The 14,908-nt window shown below is 68.9% G+C and carries 13 protein-coding genes; 7 read left to right on the forward strand and 6 right to left on the reverse strand.

Annotated elements, in window-relative coordinates:
- Position 1: 1 nt before the first annotated feature.
- Together ACP2WS_RS05970 and moaA are read right to left on the reverse strand one after the other, a co-directional pair.
- On the reverse strand, positions 2-2,005 hold the full coding sequence (locus ACP2WS_RS05970; RefSeq protein ID WP_426459937.1) for a type IV pili methyl-accepting chemotaxis transducer N-terminal domain-containing protein: 2,004 nt from the start codon (positions 2,003-2,005) through the stop codon (positions 2-4).
- An 85-nt stretch (positions 2,006-2,090) separates the two neighbouring features.
- Positions 2,091-3,107 carry a GTP 3',8-cyclase MoaA gene (moaA, locus tag ACP2WS_RS05975; protein WP_426459938.1) on the reverse strand — a complete coding sequence of 339 codons (1,017 nt, stop codon included), beginning with the start codon at positions 3,105-3,107 and terminating at the stop codon, positions 2,091-2,093.
- A gap of 226 nt (positions 3,108-3,333) precedes the next feature.
- On the opposite strand from moaA, the gene ACP2WS_RS05980 reads away from it, so the two are divergent.
- Together ACP2WS_RS05980 and gshA are read left to right on the forward strand one after the other, a co-directional pair.
- Complete coding sequence (locus ACP2WS_RS05980) at positions 3,334-4,242, forward strand: aspartyl/asparaginyl beta-hydroxylase domain-containing protein (RefSeq protein ID WP_426459939.1); 909 nt, start codon at positions 3,334-3,336, stop codon at positions 4,240-4,242.
- Positions 4,243-4,505: 263 nt separating this feature from the next.
- The gene (gshA, locus tag ACP2WS_RS05985; protein ID WP_426459940.1) at positions 4,506-6,089 is read left to right on the forward strand and encodes a glutamate--cysteine ligase; all 1,584 of its coding nucleotides are present in this window, start codon (positions 4,506-4,508) and stop codon (positions 6,087-6,089) included.
- A gap of 117 nt (positions 6,090-6,206) precedes the next feature.
- Here the strand turns inward: gshA and dnaA are convergent, their stop codons facing one another.
- Positions 6,207-7,670 carry a chromosomal replication initiator protein DnaA gene (gene dnaA, locus ACP2WS_RS05990; RefSeq protein ID WP_426459941.1) on the reverse strand — a complete coding sequence of 488 codons (1,464 nt, stop codon included), beginning with the start codon at positions 7,668-7,670 and terminating at the stop codon, positions 6,207-6,209.
- A gap of 363 nt (positions 7,671-8,033) precedes the next feature.
- Between dnaA and rpmH the strand changes: the two genes are divergently transcribed.
- Genes rpmH through yidC form a run of 4 tightly spaced genes read left to right on the forward strand, consistent with a single transcriptional unit; the run spans position 8,034 to position 10,721 of the window.
- The gene (rpmH, locus tag ACP2WS_RS05995; RefSeq protein ID WP_005798102.1) at positions 8,034-8,168 is read left to right on the forward strand and encodes a 50S ribosomal protein L34; all 135 of its coding nucleotides are present in this window, start codon (positions 8,034-8,036) and stop codon (positions 8,166-8,168) included.
- A gap of 53 nt (positions 8,169-8,221) precedes the next feature.
- Entirely contained in the window at positions 8,222-8,764 is a 543-nt protein-coding gene (gene rnpA, locus ACP2WS_RS06000) for a ribonuclease P protein component (protein ID WP_426459943.1), read from the forward strand.
- A complete protein-coding gene (gene yidD, locus ACP2WS_RS06005) occupies positions 8,758-9,072 on the forward strand; it encodes a membrane protein insertion efficiency factor YidD (protein ID WP_374492142.1) in 315 nt (104 codons plus the stop codon). Before rnpA ends, yidD begins: the two co-directional genes overlap by 7 nt.
- Entirely contained in the window at positions 9,069-10,721 is a 1,653-nt protein-coding gene (yidC, locus tag ACP2WS_RS06010; RefSeq protein WP_426459945.1) for a membrane protein insertase YidC, read from the forward strand. Before yidD ends, yidC begins: the two co-directional genes overlap by 4 nt.
- 159 nt (positions 10,722-10,880) lie before the next feature.
- Here yidC and ACP2WS_RS06015 read toward each other — a convergent pair whose 3' ends face one another.
- The gene (locus ACP2WS_RS06015) at positions 10,881-11,879 is read right to left on the reverse strand and encodes a ribonuclease Z (protein WP_426459946.1); all 999 of its coding nucleotides are present in this window, start codon (positions 11,877-11,879) and stop codon (positions 10,881-10,883) included.
- A 129-nt stretch (positions 11,880-12,008) separates the two neighbouring features.
- Here ACP2WS_RS06015 and ACP2WS_RS06020 point away from each other — a divergent pair, with 129 nt between their 5' ends.
- Positions 12,009-13,370 carry a pseudouridine synthase gene (locus ACP2WS_RS06020; protein ID WP_426459947.1) on the forward strand — a complete coding sequence of 454 codons (1,362 nt, stop codon included), beginning with the start codon at positions 12,009-12,011 and terminating at the stop codon, positions 13,368-13,370.
- Between the two features lie 84 nt (positions 13,371-13,454).
- On the opposite strand, the gene ACP2WS_RS06025 is transcribed toward ACP2WS_RS06020, so the two are convergent.
- Complete coding sequence (locus ACP2WS_RS06025) at positions 13,455-13,739, reverse strand: DUF2249 domain-containing protein (protein WP_426459948.1); 285 nt, start codon at positions 13,737-13,739, stop codon at positions 13,455-13,457.
- An 82-nt stretch (positions 13,740-13,821) separates the two neighbouring features.
- Entirely contained in the window at positions 13,822-14,892 is a 1,071-nt protein-coding gene (locus tag ACP2WS_RS06030) for an NAD(P)H-dependent flavin oxidoreductase (RefSeq protein ID WP_426459949.1), read from the reverse strand.
- Between the last annotated feature and the right edge of the window lie 16 nt (positions 14,893-14,908).

The following is a 14,908-nucleotide window of genomic DNA, read 5'->3' on the forward strand; positions in this document are numbered from 1 at the left end:
GTCAGGTGGCAATGCGTTGTTGCTGCGGGAGCACCAGCTCCACCCGGGTGCCGCCCTGCGGGGCCGGGGTGATGTGCACGGTGGCGTGGATGCGGCTGGCGCGCTCCTGCATGATGGACAGGCCGACATGCCGGGCCTTGCGCTCCTGCATCTGCGCATAGTCTATGCCACGGCCGTTGTCGGTGACGGTGAGGGTGAAGTCCGCCTCGTTGCGCACATGCACGTCGACATGGCTGGCCTGGGCGTGCTTGCGCACGTTCGAGAGGGCTTCCTGCAGGATGAAGATGACCTGCAGCTGCTGCTGCGGGTCGAGCGGCAGGCCCGTGCCGGTCAGGTCGAGGTGGGTGGCCACATGCGTCTGCTGCTCGAAGCGGGCGAGCAGGGTGCGGATGGCCTCGGGCAGCTCCTGGCGGTTGATGCGCACGCGGAAGTTGAGCAGCAGCTCGCGCACGTCCTCGTAGCTTTCCTGCACGCCGGCGCGGATGAAGGCCAGATTCTCCTGCGCCTGCGCGAGCTCGCCGTCGCGCAGGGCGGTGTCGAGCATCTGCACCTGCAGGTTGAGGAAGGACAGCGACTGCGCGATGCTGTCGTGCAGCCCCTGCGCCATGAGGTTGCGCTCCTCCATGACGGCCAGCTGCCGGTCGCGGGCGGCCAGGCGGGTGTTGTCGATGGCCACGCCCAGGTGGCTGCCCAGCACTTCGAGCAGGTGGCGCTCGTCCGTGTCCAGCGTGCGCGGGGTGCGGAAAAACAGCGTGAACACGCCGATGTTGTGCTGTCCGCTGCGAATCTGGAACACCGAGATGCCGTGAAAGCCCGCCGTCTCGCAGGGACGCACGGCCGGGCCTGCCTCGCCGGCTGCGGCACCGCCCTGGACGATGGGGAGCACCGCAGGCAGAAGCTCGCCGGGGCTGGGGCCGGGATCGGACGCAGCGGCGCGCCGGAGGTCCTCGGCGCTGAAGAAGTGCACCACGGCGTCGGTCTGGTTGGCAGCCTGGCCGCAGAAGCAGCCGTCCACGCGGGCACAGACGTCCTGGTGCTGCAGCTCCTCGGGCAGGCCGATCTCGGCGACCTCGTCGATCTTGCCGCGAGCCTCGTCGAGCAGACGCACGCTGCCGCCGTCGGCCTGCACCAGCGCCATCACATGGCGCAGAAAGCCCGCGCAGATGTCTTCGAGGTTGTGCGACTGGTGCAGGAAGGTGGTGACCGCATACAGGGCGCCGAGCTGCCGGTTGTTGGATTCGAGCGCGTGGGTCTTGTCGCGCACCTTGCGCTCCATGTCCTGCACCAGCCCCTGCAGGCGGCTGGCCATCTGGTTGAAGCCCGAGGCCAGCGCCCCGAATTCGTCCCGGCTCTCGATGTCCACCCGGCTTCCCAGATCGCCCTGACTCAGGCGCTGCATGCCCTGGTGGAGCAGGTCCACGGGCAGGATCACCATGAGATAGAGCAGGTAGATCATGCTGATCGAGCCGACCACCGCCATGCCGATGAGCGTGAGCTGGAAGATGCGCAGCAGTGCGGTATTGGAGGCGTTGTCGATCTCCACCAGCCGCACGAGCTGGTCGATGCGGCCCACGAAGCGGTCTCCCTCGGTGTCGAGTGCCGCGTTGCCCAGCCGTTGGGCCGACGCCGCCGTGAGCAGCGGCAGCATGTGGGTGTGCCACTGCTGCCGCACGAGCTCCGCCTGTGCGCGCACCTGGGGCTGGTCGGGCAGGAACAGGGGGCGCGAGGGATCCCCCGCGATCAGGCGGTCGAGCGTGTTCGTGAATTCCTGCTTCTCGGCCTCCACCACCGCCGGGGGCTGGTTCTGGCTCAGCAGCTCCATGGCGTGGTAGGTGTGCATGCGCAGGCTGCCGGCGTCGTTGATGGCGGCGGCGCCGCCCTGCAGCTTCCACGACAGCACGAGCGTGTAGCCGATCGACACCATGGCGGCCACCAGCCAGACCAGTGAAAGCAGCAGCAGCTTGCTCGCCAGGCTGTGGCGGTTGGGGAGTTGGTCGAGATTCATGGCCGCATGATAGAGGAGCCTTCTGGCCCGCGTGCCCGGGCGGCAGGGAGTCCGCGCGGGCCAGTGCGGGATGGAGTCGCTCGCGTCAGCCGCCCGTCATCGACATGAAGCGCACGATCTTCTCGGGGCGGGCCAGAAAGTCATGGCGTTCCGGCTTGCGGTCGATGGCGGCGCGCAGCGTGGCCTCCAGTTCGGCGTCGCTGCAGCCGGCGCGCAGCAGCGGGCGCAGCTCCACACGGTCCTCCTGGCCGAGGCACAGGTACAGCGTCCCGTCCACCGACAGGCGCACCCGGTTGCACGTGGCGCAGAAATGCTGCGACATGGGCGTGATGAGGCCGAGCGTGAATCCGGTGGCCGGATTGCGCCAGTACCGGGCCGGCCCTCCGCCCAGCGGCTCGATGGCCGGCAGCAAGCCCAGGCGGGGCTGCAGCTGCGCCAGCAGCGGGCCGAGCGCCAGTCCGCGGGCGGCGCGGCCGGTCTCGCCCATGGGCATGGCCTCGATGAGCCGCAGCACGAAACCCTCGTTCATGCACCACTGTGCCATCGCCTCGATGTCCTGCACGTTCACCCCTTCGAGCGGCACCATGTTGATCTTGATGCGCTCGAATCCGGCGTCCCGGGCGGCGTGCAGGCCGTCGAGCACCGGCTGCAGGCAGTCGCTTCCGGTAATGGCCTGCACGCAGTCGGCCCGCAGGGAGTCGAGGCTCACGTTCAGCCGGCGTACCCCCGCTGCGCGCAGGGCTTGCGCCTGCCGGGCCAGCTGGGTGCCGTTGGTGGTGAGCGAGAGGTCTTCCATGCCAGGCAGTGCGGACAGCCGCCCCGCCAGCTCCGGCAGGCCCCGGCGCAGCAGCGGTTCGCCTCCCGTGAGCCGCACGCGGCGCGTGCCCATGCGCACAAAGGCCGCCACCACGCGCTCGATCTCGTCAAAGGTGAGCCAGTGCTCCGGCTCCTCGAAGCCCCGGAACCGGCGGGGCATGCAGTAGGTGCAGCGCAGGTCGCACTTGTCGGTGACCGACACGCGCAGATAGTCCACCGTGCGGCCGTAGCGGTCCTGCAGGCTGGCGGAGGAGAGAGGCTGGAAAGAGGGGGGCGAGGCGGTCATGCTCCGGTTATAGCCTGTGGCGTGTGGCGGCACAGCTCCCCTGCGGAAGGGGGCCGGCTACTCCTTTCGGAGAGGGGCCCCTGCCGTGCGCTCGCAGCAGGCCGCAGCGCCGAAATGCACTTCCGGCAGCCTTGCGGGATAATTCCCCCAGTCGCTTTCCCCTCTTTTTCCATTCACGCACTCCGGGAGCGGGTTGCCTGCGCGGCCCGTGGCCTGCTGCCCACACATGAAGATCGCCCTCCTCGTCCTGCTCCTTCTCTTTGCGGCCTCGGCCACGGTCATGCACCTGCGCGGCAAGGTGCGCCTGCGCCTGTCGCGGCAGGCGTTCGACCACTCGACCTTCATGGCGCCCATCAATGTCTTCATGCTGGCGTTCTCGCGCGTGCCGCGCACGCCCTATCTGCCGGTCGAGACCTTCCCCGAGCTGGCCGTGCTGCAGGCGCACTGGAAGGAAATCCGGGAGGAGGCCGAGAACCTGTCGCGCGCCATGCAGATCAAGGCTGCCGCCAACAACGACGACGCCGGTTTCAACTCCTTCTTCAAGACGGGCTGGAAGCGCTTCTATCTCAAGTGGTATGGCGATGCCCATCCCTCCGCCGCCAAGCTGTGCCCCAAGACCACGGCCCTCGTGGCCGGCCTGCCGAGCATCAAGGCTGCCATGTTCGCCGAACTGCCCGACGGCGCCCGCCTCGGCATCCACCGCGATCCCTATGCCGGGTCGCTGCGCTACCACCTCGGACTCATCGCACCGGGCAACGAGGCCTGCTACATCGACGTCGACGGCCAGCGCTACAGCTGGCGCGAGGGCGCGGGAGTCGTGTTCGACGAAACCTATCTGCACTACGCCGACAACCACAGCGGCCAGAACCGCATCGTGCTGTTCTGCGACGTCGAGCGTCCCATGCGCAACCGGTTTGCGCAGGCTGTCAACCGCTGGATCGGCGAGCACATGGTCGCTGCGGCCAGCTCGCCCAACAGCGAGGGCGATCCCAAGGGACTGGTGAGCCGGCTGTTCTTGGTCTCCTTCTACGCCGGCAAGGCCCGCCGCCGCTTCAAGAACTGGAACCCCACCGTCTATCGCCTCACCAAGCTGGCGCTGCTGGCCGGGGTGGTGGCGCTGTTCGTGTGGTGGTGAGTCACTCGCCTGTGCCTTCCAGGGCGTCTGGCATGTCGGGGCCGGCATGGCGTGCGCCCCGGACACAGGCCTGCGAAGGCGGGGATTTTCTGCTCCCGCTATGATGGTGCCGCCGCGGATGGGGCCAGAAGGCCCCTCCCGGTCGCGCCGGCGTGCCAGCCCGATTCCGGGGGGTGCCGGGCGACGGCAGAGGCCTGTGTGCCGTGGAGGTCAGGGATGACCTCCCGCAGCAGGCGACCTGCATGGCCGATCCTTCCCTGTCTATGAATGCTTCTACCCTGAGCACCCTGTCTTCCCGGCTTGCTGCCCTCACTGCCGACCGCGTGGGCGGCATGCGGCGCGGACTGGAAAAGGAGAGCCTGCGCGTGCGTCCCGACGGCATGCTCGCCCTCACCCCGCACCCGGCCGAGCTGGGTGCGCCGCTGACCCACCCGCACATCACCACCGATTTCAGCGAGTCCCAGATCGAGCTCGTCACCGGCGTGCACCCCAGCCCCGAAGCCTGCCTCGACGAACTCACCCGCGTCCACCGCGAGGTCTATCGCGTGCTGGCCGCACATGGCGACGAGATGCTCTGGGCGGCCAGCATGCCCTGTGGCCTGCCCACCGACGAGACCATCCCGCTGGGGCGCTACGGCACCTCCAACATCGGACGCGCCAAGAGCGTCTACCGCATGGGGCTGGGCCACCGCTATGGCAGGCGCATGCAGACCATCTCCGGCATCCACTACAACTGGTCGATGCCCGGCATCGACAGCGAAGCCTATTTCGGCCTCATCCGCAACTTCCGCCGCCATTCCTTCCTGCTGCTCTATCTGTTCGGCGCGTCTCCCGCCGTGTGCAGCACCTTCGTGGCCGGACGCGAGCATGGGCTCGAACCCCTGGGCCCGCGCACCATGCACCTGCCCTGGGCCACGTCGCTGCGCATGGGGCGGCTCGGCTACCAGAGCGATGCCCAGGCCACGCTGGCCGTGAGCTACAACCACCTGGAAGGCTATGCCGCCTCCCTCCAGGAAGCGCTCACCGTGCCCTATCCGCCCTACGAAGCCATCGGCATCCGCAACCTGGGAGGCGAGTACAACCAGCTCTCCACCACCCTGCTGCAGATCGAGAACGAGTTCTACGGCACCATCCGGCCCAAGCGGGTGATCCACCAGGGCGAACGGCCCCTGCATGCCCTGCGTGAGCGTGGCGTGGAATACGTCGAGGTCCGCCTCATGGACCTCAACCCCTTCCTCGATGTCGGCATCGATGCAGGCACCATGCGCTTCCTCGATCTTTTCCTGCTGCATGCGCTCCTGACCGACAGCCCGCCCGACACGCCCGAGGAGCTCGCGGCCCTCAAGCACAACCAGCACCTCACAGCCTCGCGCGGACGCGAACCCGGCCTGCGGCTGGAGCGCCACGGAAGCGAGGTGGTGCTCACCGAATGGGCTCATGAGCTTCTGGAGGAAATGGCTCCCATCGCCGCCCACCTCGATGCCGTGGGCGGTGGGCAGGCCCATGTGCAGGCGCTTGCCGAGGCGCGCCGGCGTCTGGCCGCCCCCGAGACCCTGCCGTCGGCCCAGGTGCTTGAGGCGCTGCGGCGCGATGTGGAGCAGGGCAGCTTCGTGGGCTTCGTGCGGAGCCGCTCGGCTGCCACGCGCGCCGCCATGCTGGCGCAGCCGCTGGCCCCCGACCAAGAAGCCGCCTTCCGGCACATGGCGGAGGCCTCGGTGGCGGAACGCCAGCGCATCGAGGCCGCCGACACCATGCCGTTCGAGATCTTCCGCCAGTGCTATGTCTCGGCCGAACGGCTCATGCCGGCTGCCATGCGGCGGACCCAGACGGCAGGCTGCGGCAGCTGAGCTGCAGCGGAAAGGGCCGCAGTGTGCACGGCCCGCTGCACAGCGACACAAGGGGGAAGGAGTCCGGGCAGCAGGGCTGCACGCGCACCGGGCGTGCTCCTGCGGTGGGAGAGTGGCTCAGCCCTTGATGGTCTGCTCCAGCACGTGCAGCTGCTGGTTCAGGTCGGGATCGTTGGCGCGTTCGCCGCCGATCTTGCGCACGGCATGCAGCACCGTGGTGTGGTCGCGCCCGCCAAACATCTCGCCGATTTCCGGCAGGCTCTTCTGCGTCATTTCCTTGGCCAGGTACATGGCAATCTGGCGTGGCCGTGCGATGTTGGCCGGCCGCTTCTTGCTGTGCATGTCGGCGACCTTGATCTTGTAGTAGTCGGCCACCGTCTTCTGGATGTTCTCGACGCTGATCTGGCGGTTCTTGATCGACAGCAGGTCGCGCAGCGCCTCGCGCACGAGCTGGATGTCGATCGGGCGGCCGCTGAAGCGCGAATACGCCAGGATGTTCTGCAGCGCCCCTTCGAGTTCGCGCACGTTGGCCCGCACGTTCTTGGCCACGAAGAAGGCCACTTCCTCGGGCAGCTCGCGGTCCTCGGCCTGCGCCTTGTTCATCAGGATCGCCACGCGCATCTCCAGCTCGGGCGGTTCGATCGCCACCGTGAGGCCGGAGTCGAAGCGCGACACCAGCCGCTGCGTGATGTTGGCCAGTCCCTTGGGATAGGTGTCGCTCGTCATCACGATGTGGCTCTTGCGCGAGAGCAGCGCCTCGAAGGCGTTGAAGAACTCCTCCTGCGTGCGGTCCTTGTTGGCAAAGAACTGCACGTCGTCGATCATCAGCAGGTCGAGCTGGTGGTAGCGGGCCTTGAACTCGTCGAAGGCCTTGCGCTGGTAGGACTTGACCACGTCCGTCACGAACTGTTCGGCATGGGTGTAGAGCACGCGCGCCGAGGGGCGCAGCTCCAGCAGCTTGTTGCCCACGGCCTGCAGCAGGTGGGTCTTGCCCAGGCCCACGCCGCCATAGATGAACAGCGGGTTGTAGAGCTGCCCCGGCTGCGAGGCCACATGCAGCGCGGCAGCGCGTGCCATGCGGTTGGCACTCCCCTCCACCAGGTTCTCGAACGTGCGGTTGGGGTCGAGCCGGGTCGGGTTGGCGCGCACGCCGGTCTGCGGCGGCAGGGAGGGGGGCGCCATCAGCGGATCGGCAGGCGGCAGAGGCTGCGGGGCCGCCATGGGCTGCATCGGCGGCGCCATCAGGGGCTGTGCAGCCGGCTGGGCGGCCGCGAGCGCGGCCCGCGACACCCCCGCACGGGGCCGGCGGCTGGCGATGCCCAGCTCCACCGGCACGGGCTGGTCGGCGAGCTGTTCCAGGATCTCGACAATGCGCGGCAGGTACTGGGCGCGGATCCAGTCGAGCTTGAAGCGGTTGGCCACCAGAATCTGCACGTGCTGCTCGGTCACCGAGGCCTGCAGGGGCTTGATCCAGGTGTTGAACTGCTGCGAGGGCACATCCAGCGCCAGAACGTCCAGGCAGGCCTGCCACAGATCGGCATCGAGCGGTTCACTGGCAGACGGGGAAACTTCGGCGGGCATGGACACAGGCAACACGGGGCGGAAAAGGACTCGGAGGGCGCAGGGCGCCGGAGCGATGGAAGTATAGCGGCCTGTGGATAACTTGGGCAGTCCCGACCGGCCGGGGCGTCCCGATGGTGGGGATTTGGCACAGGTGCTTGACGCGCCCGGCAGGCTCGCGGTATGCGCGGGGCAGGGTGTGCCGCAGGAGCCGCGGCCCTCTGCAGAAGCCACAATCTGCACGAGCTGTGGGGGCAAATGGTTGATTCGACGAAAAAAGTTTGTGATAATCCGAGGCTTTCCCGAAATTTTGCGGGAGAACGAGGGTCCGGCGAGCCGCCGGGCCTGGCATAACAACAGGTTTCTTTCCCAGGAATTTCTCCCATGAAACGCACTTACCAGCCCTCCAAGACCCGCCGCGCACGTACCCACGGTTTCCTCGTGCGCATGAAGACCCGTGGCGGCCGCGCCGTCATCAACGCTCGCCGTGCCAAGGGCCGCAAGCGCCTGGCCGTCTGATTTTCCTGCGATGACTGGCGGGCGCTGTGCCGTCCGCAAGCCATCCATGCGCCATGGACCAGCCTGACGCCTGCACCGCGAGCCTGCAACGGTTGCGCAGCAGTGCCCAGTTTCAGGCGGTGCTGCAGGGCGCGACCGTGGGGCGTACGCCCCATTTTGCGTTGCATGTCCTGCGCTGGCAGCCCCGGCAGGAAGGGGCTGCAGCCTCTTCTCTCCTCTTTGCCGATGCCCACCGCCATGCGGGGGTGCTCGTGCCCAAGCGCTGGGCCCGCCGGGCCGTGACGCGCAACACCATCAAGCGCCAGATGCGCGAGGCCGTGCGGGCGCACCTGCCCGAACTGCCGGAGTGCTGTGCGCTGGTGCTGCGTCTGCGCAGCGGCTATGACCGCAAGGTGTATGTGAGCGCCACCTCCGACGCTCTCAAGCGGGCGGTGCGGGCCGAGCTCGACCAGCTCTTTCTGCAGGCCCGGTCCCGCTGGGCCTCTCTCCCGTCCCCTTTCCGCCCTGCGCCGGCACCCCGCCGCAGGCCTTCCGCCGCGCCGGCAACGGCCGGGGAGCAGGGGGCGCCATCTGGCACAATGCGGAGCGCATCATGAAACATCTCCTCATGCTCGGGGTCAGGGCCTACCGGCTGCTGCTGAGTCCGTGGGTCGGGTCGCAATGCCGGTTCGAGCCCACCTGCTCGGCCTATGCGCTCGAAGCCCTGGAGCGGCACGGCGCGGCAGCCGGCAGCTACCTCACGCTGCGCCGTCTGGGACGCTGCCAGCCCTGGTGCGAGGGGGGATGCGATCCCGTGCCGGAGCAGGCACCCCGCCTGTTCAGCGGTCTGGCAGGCCTGCGCCGCCGCGCACCCGCCCCGTCTTCCTCCGACGAATCCCCGTCATCCATCACGCACTGCTCATGAACGATTTTCGCCGTACCTTTCTGTGGGTCATCTTCGGCATCTCGCTGATCCTGCTCTGGGATCAGTGGCAGATCCACAATGGCCGTCAACCGACGTTCTTCCCCGGCAGCACGCCCCCTGCAGTGACTGCGTCGGCTCCGGCCTCGACCGGCGTGCCGGCTGCTGCTCCGGCAGCAGGCGCATCGGCCGCTGCGGCGCAGCCTGCACAGGCGGCATCGGCTCCGGCCGCAGGGCAGAACGTGACGGTCACCACCGACGTCTACCGCCTCACGTTCAATACGCAGGGTGGCTCTCTCGTGGGGGCACAGCTCCTGCAGTATCCAGAGGCCAGCAACGACCGCAACAGCCCGCCCATCGTGCTGCTGGAAAACGCAGGCTCCCACGTCTATGAGGCGCAGACCGGACTGGCGGGCGGCACGCTGCCCAACCACCTCACGCCCATGCAGCTCGTGGGCTCGGTCCACAACCTGGCCGATGGGCAGGACAGCCTGCAGGTGCGCTTCGAATCCGCGCCCGTGGGTGGCGTGAAGCTGGTCAAGACCTATACCCTCAAGCGCGGCAGCTACGCCATCGGCGTGCAGCACAGCGTGGTCAACGTGGGCACTACCGCCGTGTCTCCCCAGCTCTACGAGCAGCTGGTGCGTGACGGCAGCAAGGCTCCGGGCGGCAACCGCTTCTATTCCACCTTCACGGGGCCGGCCTTCTACAGCAGCGAGGGCAAGTACCAGAAGCTCACCTTCGAGGACATCGACAAGGGCAAGGTCACTCTGCAGAAGGACAGCAGCGACGGCTATGTCGCCATGGTGCAGCACTATTTCGCCAGCGCCTGGCTGCCGGCAGCCGGCACGGCCCGCGAGAACTACGTGCGCAAGGTCGACGGCCTGTATGCGGCCGGTCAGGTCATGGGCCTGGGCCAGATCGCTCCCGGAGCGACCAAGTCGGTGGACACCACGCTGTTCATCGGGCCGCAGGACGAGCAGGTCATGAAGGCGCTGTCGCCCAACCTCGACCTGGTCAAGGACTATGGCTGGCTGACCATCATCGCCCGTCCGCTGTATGCGCTGCTGACCTTCCTGCACGGCTTCCTGCTGAACTGGGGCTGGTCCATCGTGGCGCTGGTGGTGCTGCTCAAGGCCGCCTTCTACTGGCTCAACCACAAGGCCTATTCGAGCATGGCCAAGATGAAGGCCATCAATCCGCGCATCCAGGCGCTGCGCGAGCGCCACAAGGACGAGCCGCAGAAGATGCAGCAGGAGATGATGCGCATCTACCGCGAGGAAAAGGTCAATCCGCTCGGCGGCTGCCTGCCGATCATGATCCAGATTCCGGTGTTCATCGCCCTGTACTGGGTGCTGCTCGCCAGTGTCGAGATGCGCGGGGCGCCGTGGATTCTGTGGGTGAAGGATCTGTCCACGCCCGATCCCTTCTACATCCTGCCGATCCTGATGACGCTGTCGAGCCTGCTGCAGGTGTGGCTCAACCCGACGCCGCCCGATCCCATGCAGGCCAAGATGATGTGGATCATGCCGCTGGTGTTCAGCGTGATGTTCTTCTTCTTCCCGGCCGGTCTGGTGCTGTACTGGCTGACCAACAACCTGCTGTCGATCGCGCAGCAGTGGATCATCAACCGCCGGCTCGGCGTGCAGTGAGTGCAGCAGGGCACCGTGTCTGTCGTACGCGGCAGGACGGTGTTCCGGTGTTCTTCCGCTTTTACTGAAACAGGCGCTCCTTGTGGGCGCCTGTTTTTTTTCGTGCATGGGCGGGCGCGGCTCGGATGTGCTGAGTGGGCCGGTCGGCGGCCGTTGCTCTCAGCGGTCCGGCTGACGGGCAGGCGACATGGGCTGTCCGTTCCGGGACACGAGTTCCAGGCGGCCGTCGTCGTGCAGGTCGAGCACGTCGAAATCGCAGGCGAGGTGCAGGTGGCCGTGGTAGTGGGCCGTGGCTTCGTCACGCACGGGGGCAAGGCGTTCGGGCGGACCATCGAAGCGGGGGCTGAAGTGCGTCAGGATCAGGTTGGGCAGACCGCAGTCTTCGGCGAAGCGGGCCACATCGGCCGCGCAGCTGTGCAGGTACTCGGGGCCCACGCGCTGGAGCACGGCTTCGGTGTAGGTGCTTTCATGCACGAGGAGCTGGGCGCCGGCACAGGCCTCGGTGAGGAGGGTGGGCATGGCGTTGTCGCCTGCCACCACGGCGCACAGATGCCGCTCTTCGTGCAGGCACACGGCGTCGGGCCGGATGCGCTGGCCCTGCCACTCCACTTCGCTGCCCTGCTGCAGGGCCTTCCACAGCGGGCCGCGGGGCAGGCCCAGGCGTCGCAGGGCCTCGCCGTCGAGCCGCGTCCGGTGCTGAATCTGTTCGATGCGGTAGGCGTGGCTGGGCACGCGATGGGCCAGCGGGTGGCGGGTGATGTGCAGGTCGTGGCGCGAGACCACGGTGTCGTGCGGCTCCACGGGGTGGACATGCAGCGGGTAGGGCAGGCAGAGGTCGCCGCAGCGTTCGGTGGCGGCCACCCAGTCCAGCACGGCCTGGGGGGCGATCAGGGTGAGCGGCTCGGTGCGGTGGTGCATGGCGCAGCTCGACAGCAGCCCCGGCAGGCCGTAGCAGTGGTCGCCGTGGGCATGCGTGATGAGGATGGTGTGCAGGTCGTGCACCGACAGCGCAGAACGCAGGATCTGGTGCTGGGTGGCCTCGCCGCAGTCGACGAGCAGCCAGGATTTGCCCGGGCCGGTCTGGACGGCCAGCCCCGTGACGTTGCGCCGGCGCGTGGGAACACCGGCCGAGGTGCCGAGAAAGGTGAGCTGGAGCATGGAATGCAGGAAATGGACAGGACCGGGCGCCCGGACGGGAGCACCCGGCCATGGGCCCATGGGGCAAGCCTACCATTTTCCGCTGGATGCCTGCAGCCGGCAGGAGGGCGGCACGGCCATAATCACGCCATGACCGATGATCGCACTCCCCCCCGTTCCCGCCTGGTGCTCAGGCGTTCCGCCGCGCCGCAGGCGGCCCCCGAGGCACCTGCGCCTTCCCGCGGCAAGCCCCCTGCCCGCCGTTCCGACGGATACCGGGGCGAAGCCCCGTCCGCACCGCGCCGCAATGTGTGGCGCAGCGAGGGCAGCGATGCGGCGGACCCCGCTGCCCGTCCTGCCGGCGGAGGACGTTCGCCAGAGGCGGGACGGGAGCAGGGACGCAGCTGGGGAGGCCCCGAGCGGGAGGGGCGCAGGGCGTTCGGTGGGGCGGGACGGGCCCGGGAGGAGGGCGCGCGAGGCCCACGCGAACGCGAGGGCGCACCGCGCCGAGGCCCTGGAGCCCGCCCGGAGTCCGCCGGACGCGGCTGGAATGACCGTCCGCCACAGGGGCGTTTCCCTGCACCGGGGCAGGACGCGCCGCCGCCCCGGCGCCGGGCACCGCTGGCACCGGCCGTGCCGGTGGCTGAGGGGCAGCATGCCACCCCGCACCGGGGCCGGGGAGCGCAGGCGCCCGGTGCGACGTCCGAGCGCACGCCCAGTCCGGTGGGAGGACATGCGCAGGGAGGCATCCGGCTCAACAAGCGCATGGCCGATCTGGGGCTGTGCTCGCGCCGCGAGGCCGATGACTGGATCGAGCGCGGCTGGGTGCTGGTGAACGGCGAGCCGGGCCACATGGGGCAGCGGGTGTCGATGGAGGATGCGGTGACGGTGGACCGGGCCGCGCGCGGGCATCAGGCGCGGCAGGTGACGATCCTGCTGCACAAGCCGGTGGGCTACGTGAGCGGCCAGCCCGAGGACGGGCACCAGAGTGCTGCGACGCTGATCGGGCCGGCCAGCCACTGGCGGGAGGATCGCAGCCGGCAGCGGTTTGCGCCGGGCCAGCTCCATGGGCTGGCGCCTGCCGGGCGGCTCGACATCGATTCCACCGGGCTGCTCGTGCTCACGCAGGATGGCCGGGTGGCGCGCCAGATCATCGGCGAGGACAGCGACATCGACAAGGAATACCTGGTGCGCGTGACCTATGACGCCCGCGGGAACGGCGAGGTGGTGGAGCGCGATGTGCAGGCGGTCTTCCCGGAGGAGCGGCTGGCCCTGCTGCGCCATGGGCTGAGTCTGGATGGGCAGGTGCTCCTGCCTGCCGGGGTGGAGTGGCAGAACCCCGAGCAGCTGCGCTTTGTGCTGCGCGAGGGGCGCAAGCGCCAGATCCGCCGCATGTGCGAGGCTGTGGGGCTGCGGGTGGTGGGGCTCAAGCGCATCCGCATCGGGCGGGTGCTGCTGGGCCAGCTGCCGCAGGGGCAGTGGCGCTATCTGGGGCCGGACGAGGGGTTCTGACCGGACGGGGCCTGACCGGAGGGCGTGTGCGGCAGCAGGGCGGCTGCCGCGGCCGCACCCGGCTCCGGTCAGGGGCAGGAAGGGTCAGTCGGCCAGCACCTCGAAGTCGATCACCACGCCTGCCGGGCTGCGGTCACGGTAGGTGACGTGGACGCGCTCGCCGTAATGGGCTCCGATCTGCTGCAGCAGCGGCAGGGGATCGTGGTCGTTGACGAAGCGCATGGTTTCGCCGGGGTGCAGGGCATCAAGTGCCCCGAAGATGGCGGCATGGCGGAAGCGCTTGGCGATGCCGCGGGCATCGAAGGGGTAGATGCTGTCGGGACGGGTGTGGTCGTGGGCGTGGGCGGGCTGCACGGGAATCGAGATCATGGGAAATGTCCTGTGATGACTGTCGGAAGGAAGGCCGCAGTATTCCGTGCCGGCGCGCTTCTGCCATTGATTGCCGGCAAGTTCAGGCGTTGAGCTCGGCAGCCAGCGTGGCCACCAGCTCGGCCGCCGGCAGGACGCGGGTGCGTGCGACGCCCGTGCCGGCCCAGCAGGCCGCGTGTGCACCGACGCCCTGCCGCTGCGCGGCGGCATGCAGCTGCTTGGCGGCATCGTAGGCGATGGGGTAGTCGGGTGGAGGTGGGCTGCCGGGGGCTTCGCACCAGGTCATGAAGCGGTTGGCGATGCCGCGGGCGGGGCGTCCCGAGAACACGGAGGTGAGCCGGGTGTCGCTGCCCCGCGCGTGCAGCAGGGCCGTGCGGTAGCTGTCGGACGCGGCCGATTCCGGGCAGGCGATGAAGGCGGTGCCGAGCTGCGCAGCCACGGCGCCAAGGGCCAGCATGGCGCGGATGTCCTGCCCCCGCATGAGTCCCCCGGCTGCCACGATGGGCAGCGCGGTGTGCCCGACCAGGTCGCGCACCAGATCGGCGGTGGGCAGGCACGCATCGGGGCCCGCCGGGTCGAACAGGCCTCGGTGACCGCCTGCCTCGATGCCCTGGGCCACGAGGGCGTCCACGCCGGCCTCGGCGATGCGGTCGGCCTCCTGCACGCTGGTGGCGGTGGCCAGGGTGTACATGCCGGCGGCGCGCAGGGCCTGTACCCAGTCGCGCGGCGGCAGCCCGAAGTGGAAGCTCACGGCGGCGGGGCGCAGTTCGAGCAGCAGGGCGAGCATGGCCTCGTCCTCGACGAAGCTGCGGTAGATCTCGTGCAGCGCAGCAGGCGGGGAGGCCTGCACTTCGGCAAACAGGGGCGCGAGGTGGGCCAGCCATGCGGCCTCGCGTGCGGGGTCGTGTCGGGCGGGAGCGTGGCAGAACAGGTTGACGGCAAAGGGGCGGTCGGTCAGGGCACGGGTATCGAGGATGGCCTGCCGGGCCTGTGCGACGGTGCTGGCCCCGAGCCCCAGCGAGCCGAGGGCTCCGGCCCGGGATACGGCGGCGGCCAGGTGCGGCGTGCTCACCCCGGCCATGGGGGCCTGGATCAGCAGAATGCTCAGCCCGAGGCGCTCGGACAGTGAAGAAGAGGGGGTAGGCATGGGCATGGCTTCCGGACAGAGG

This window comes from Brachymonas moutaii (nom. illeg.) (genome assembly GCF_049977365.1).
Lineage (GTDB): Bacteria > Pseudomonadota > Gammaproteobacteria > Burkholderiales > Burkholderiaceae_C > Brachymonas.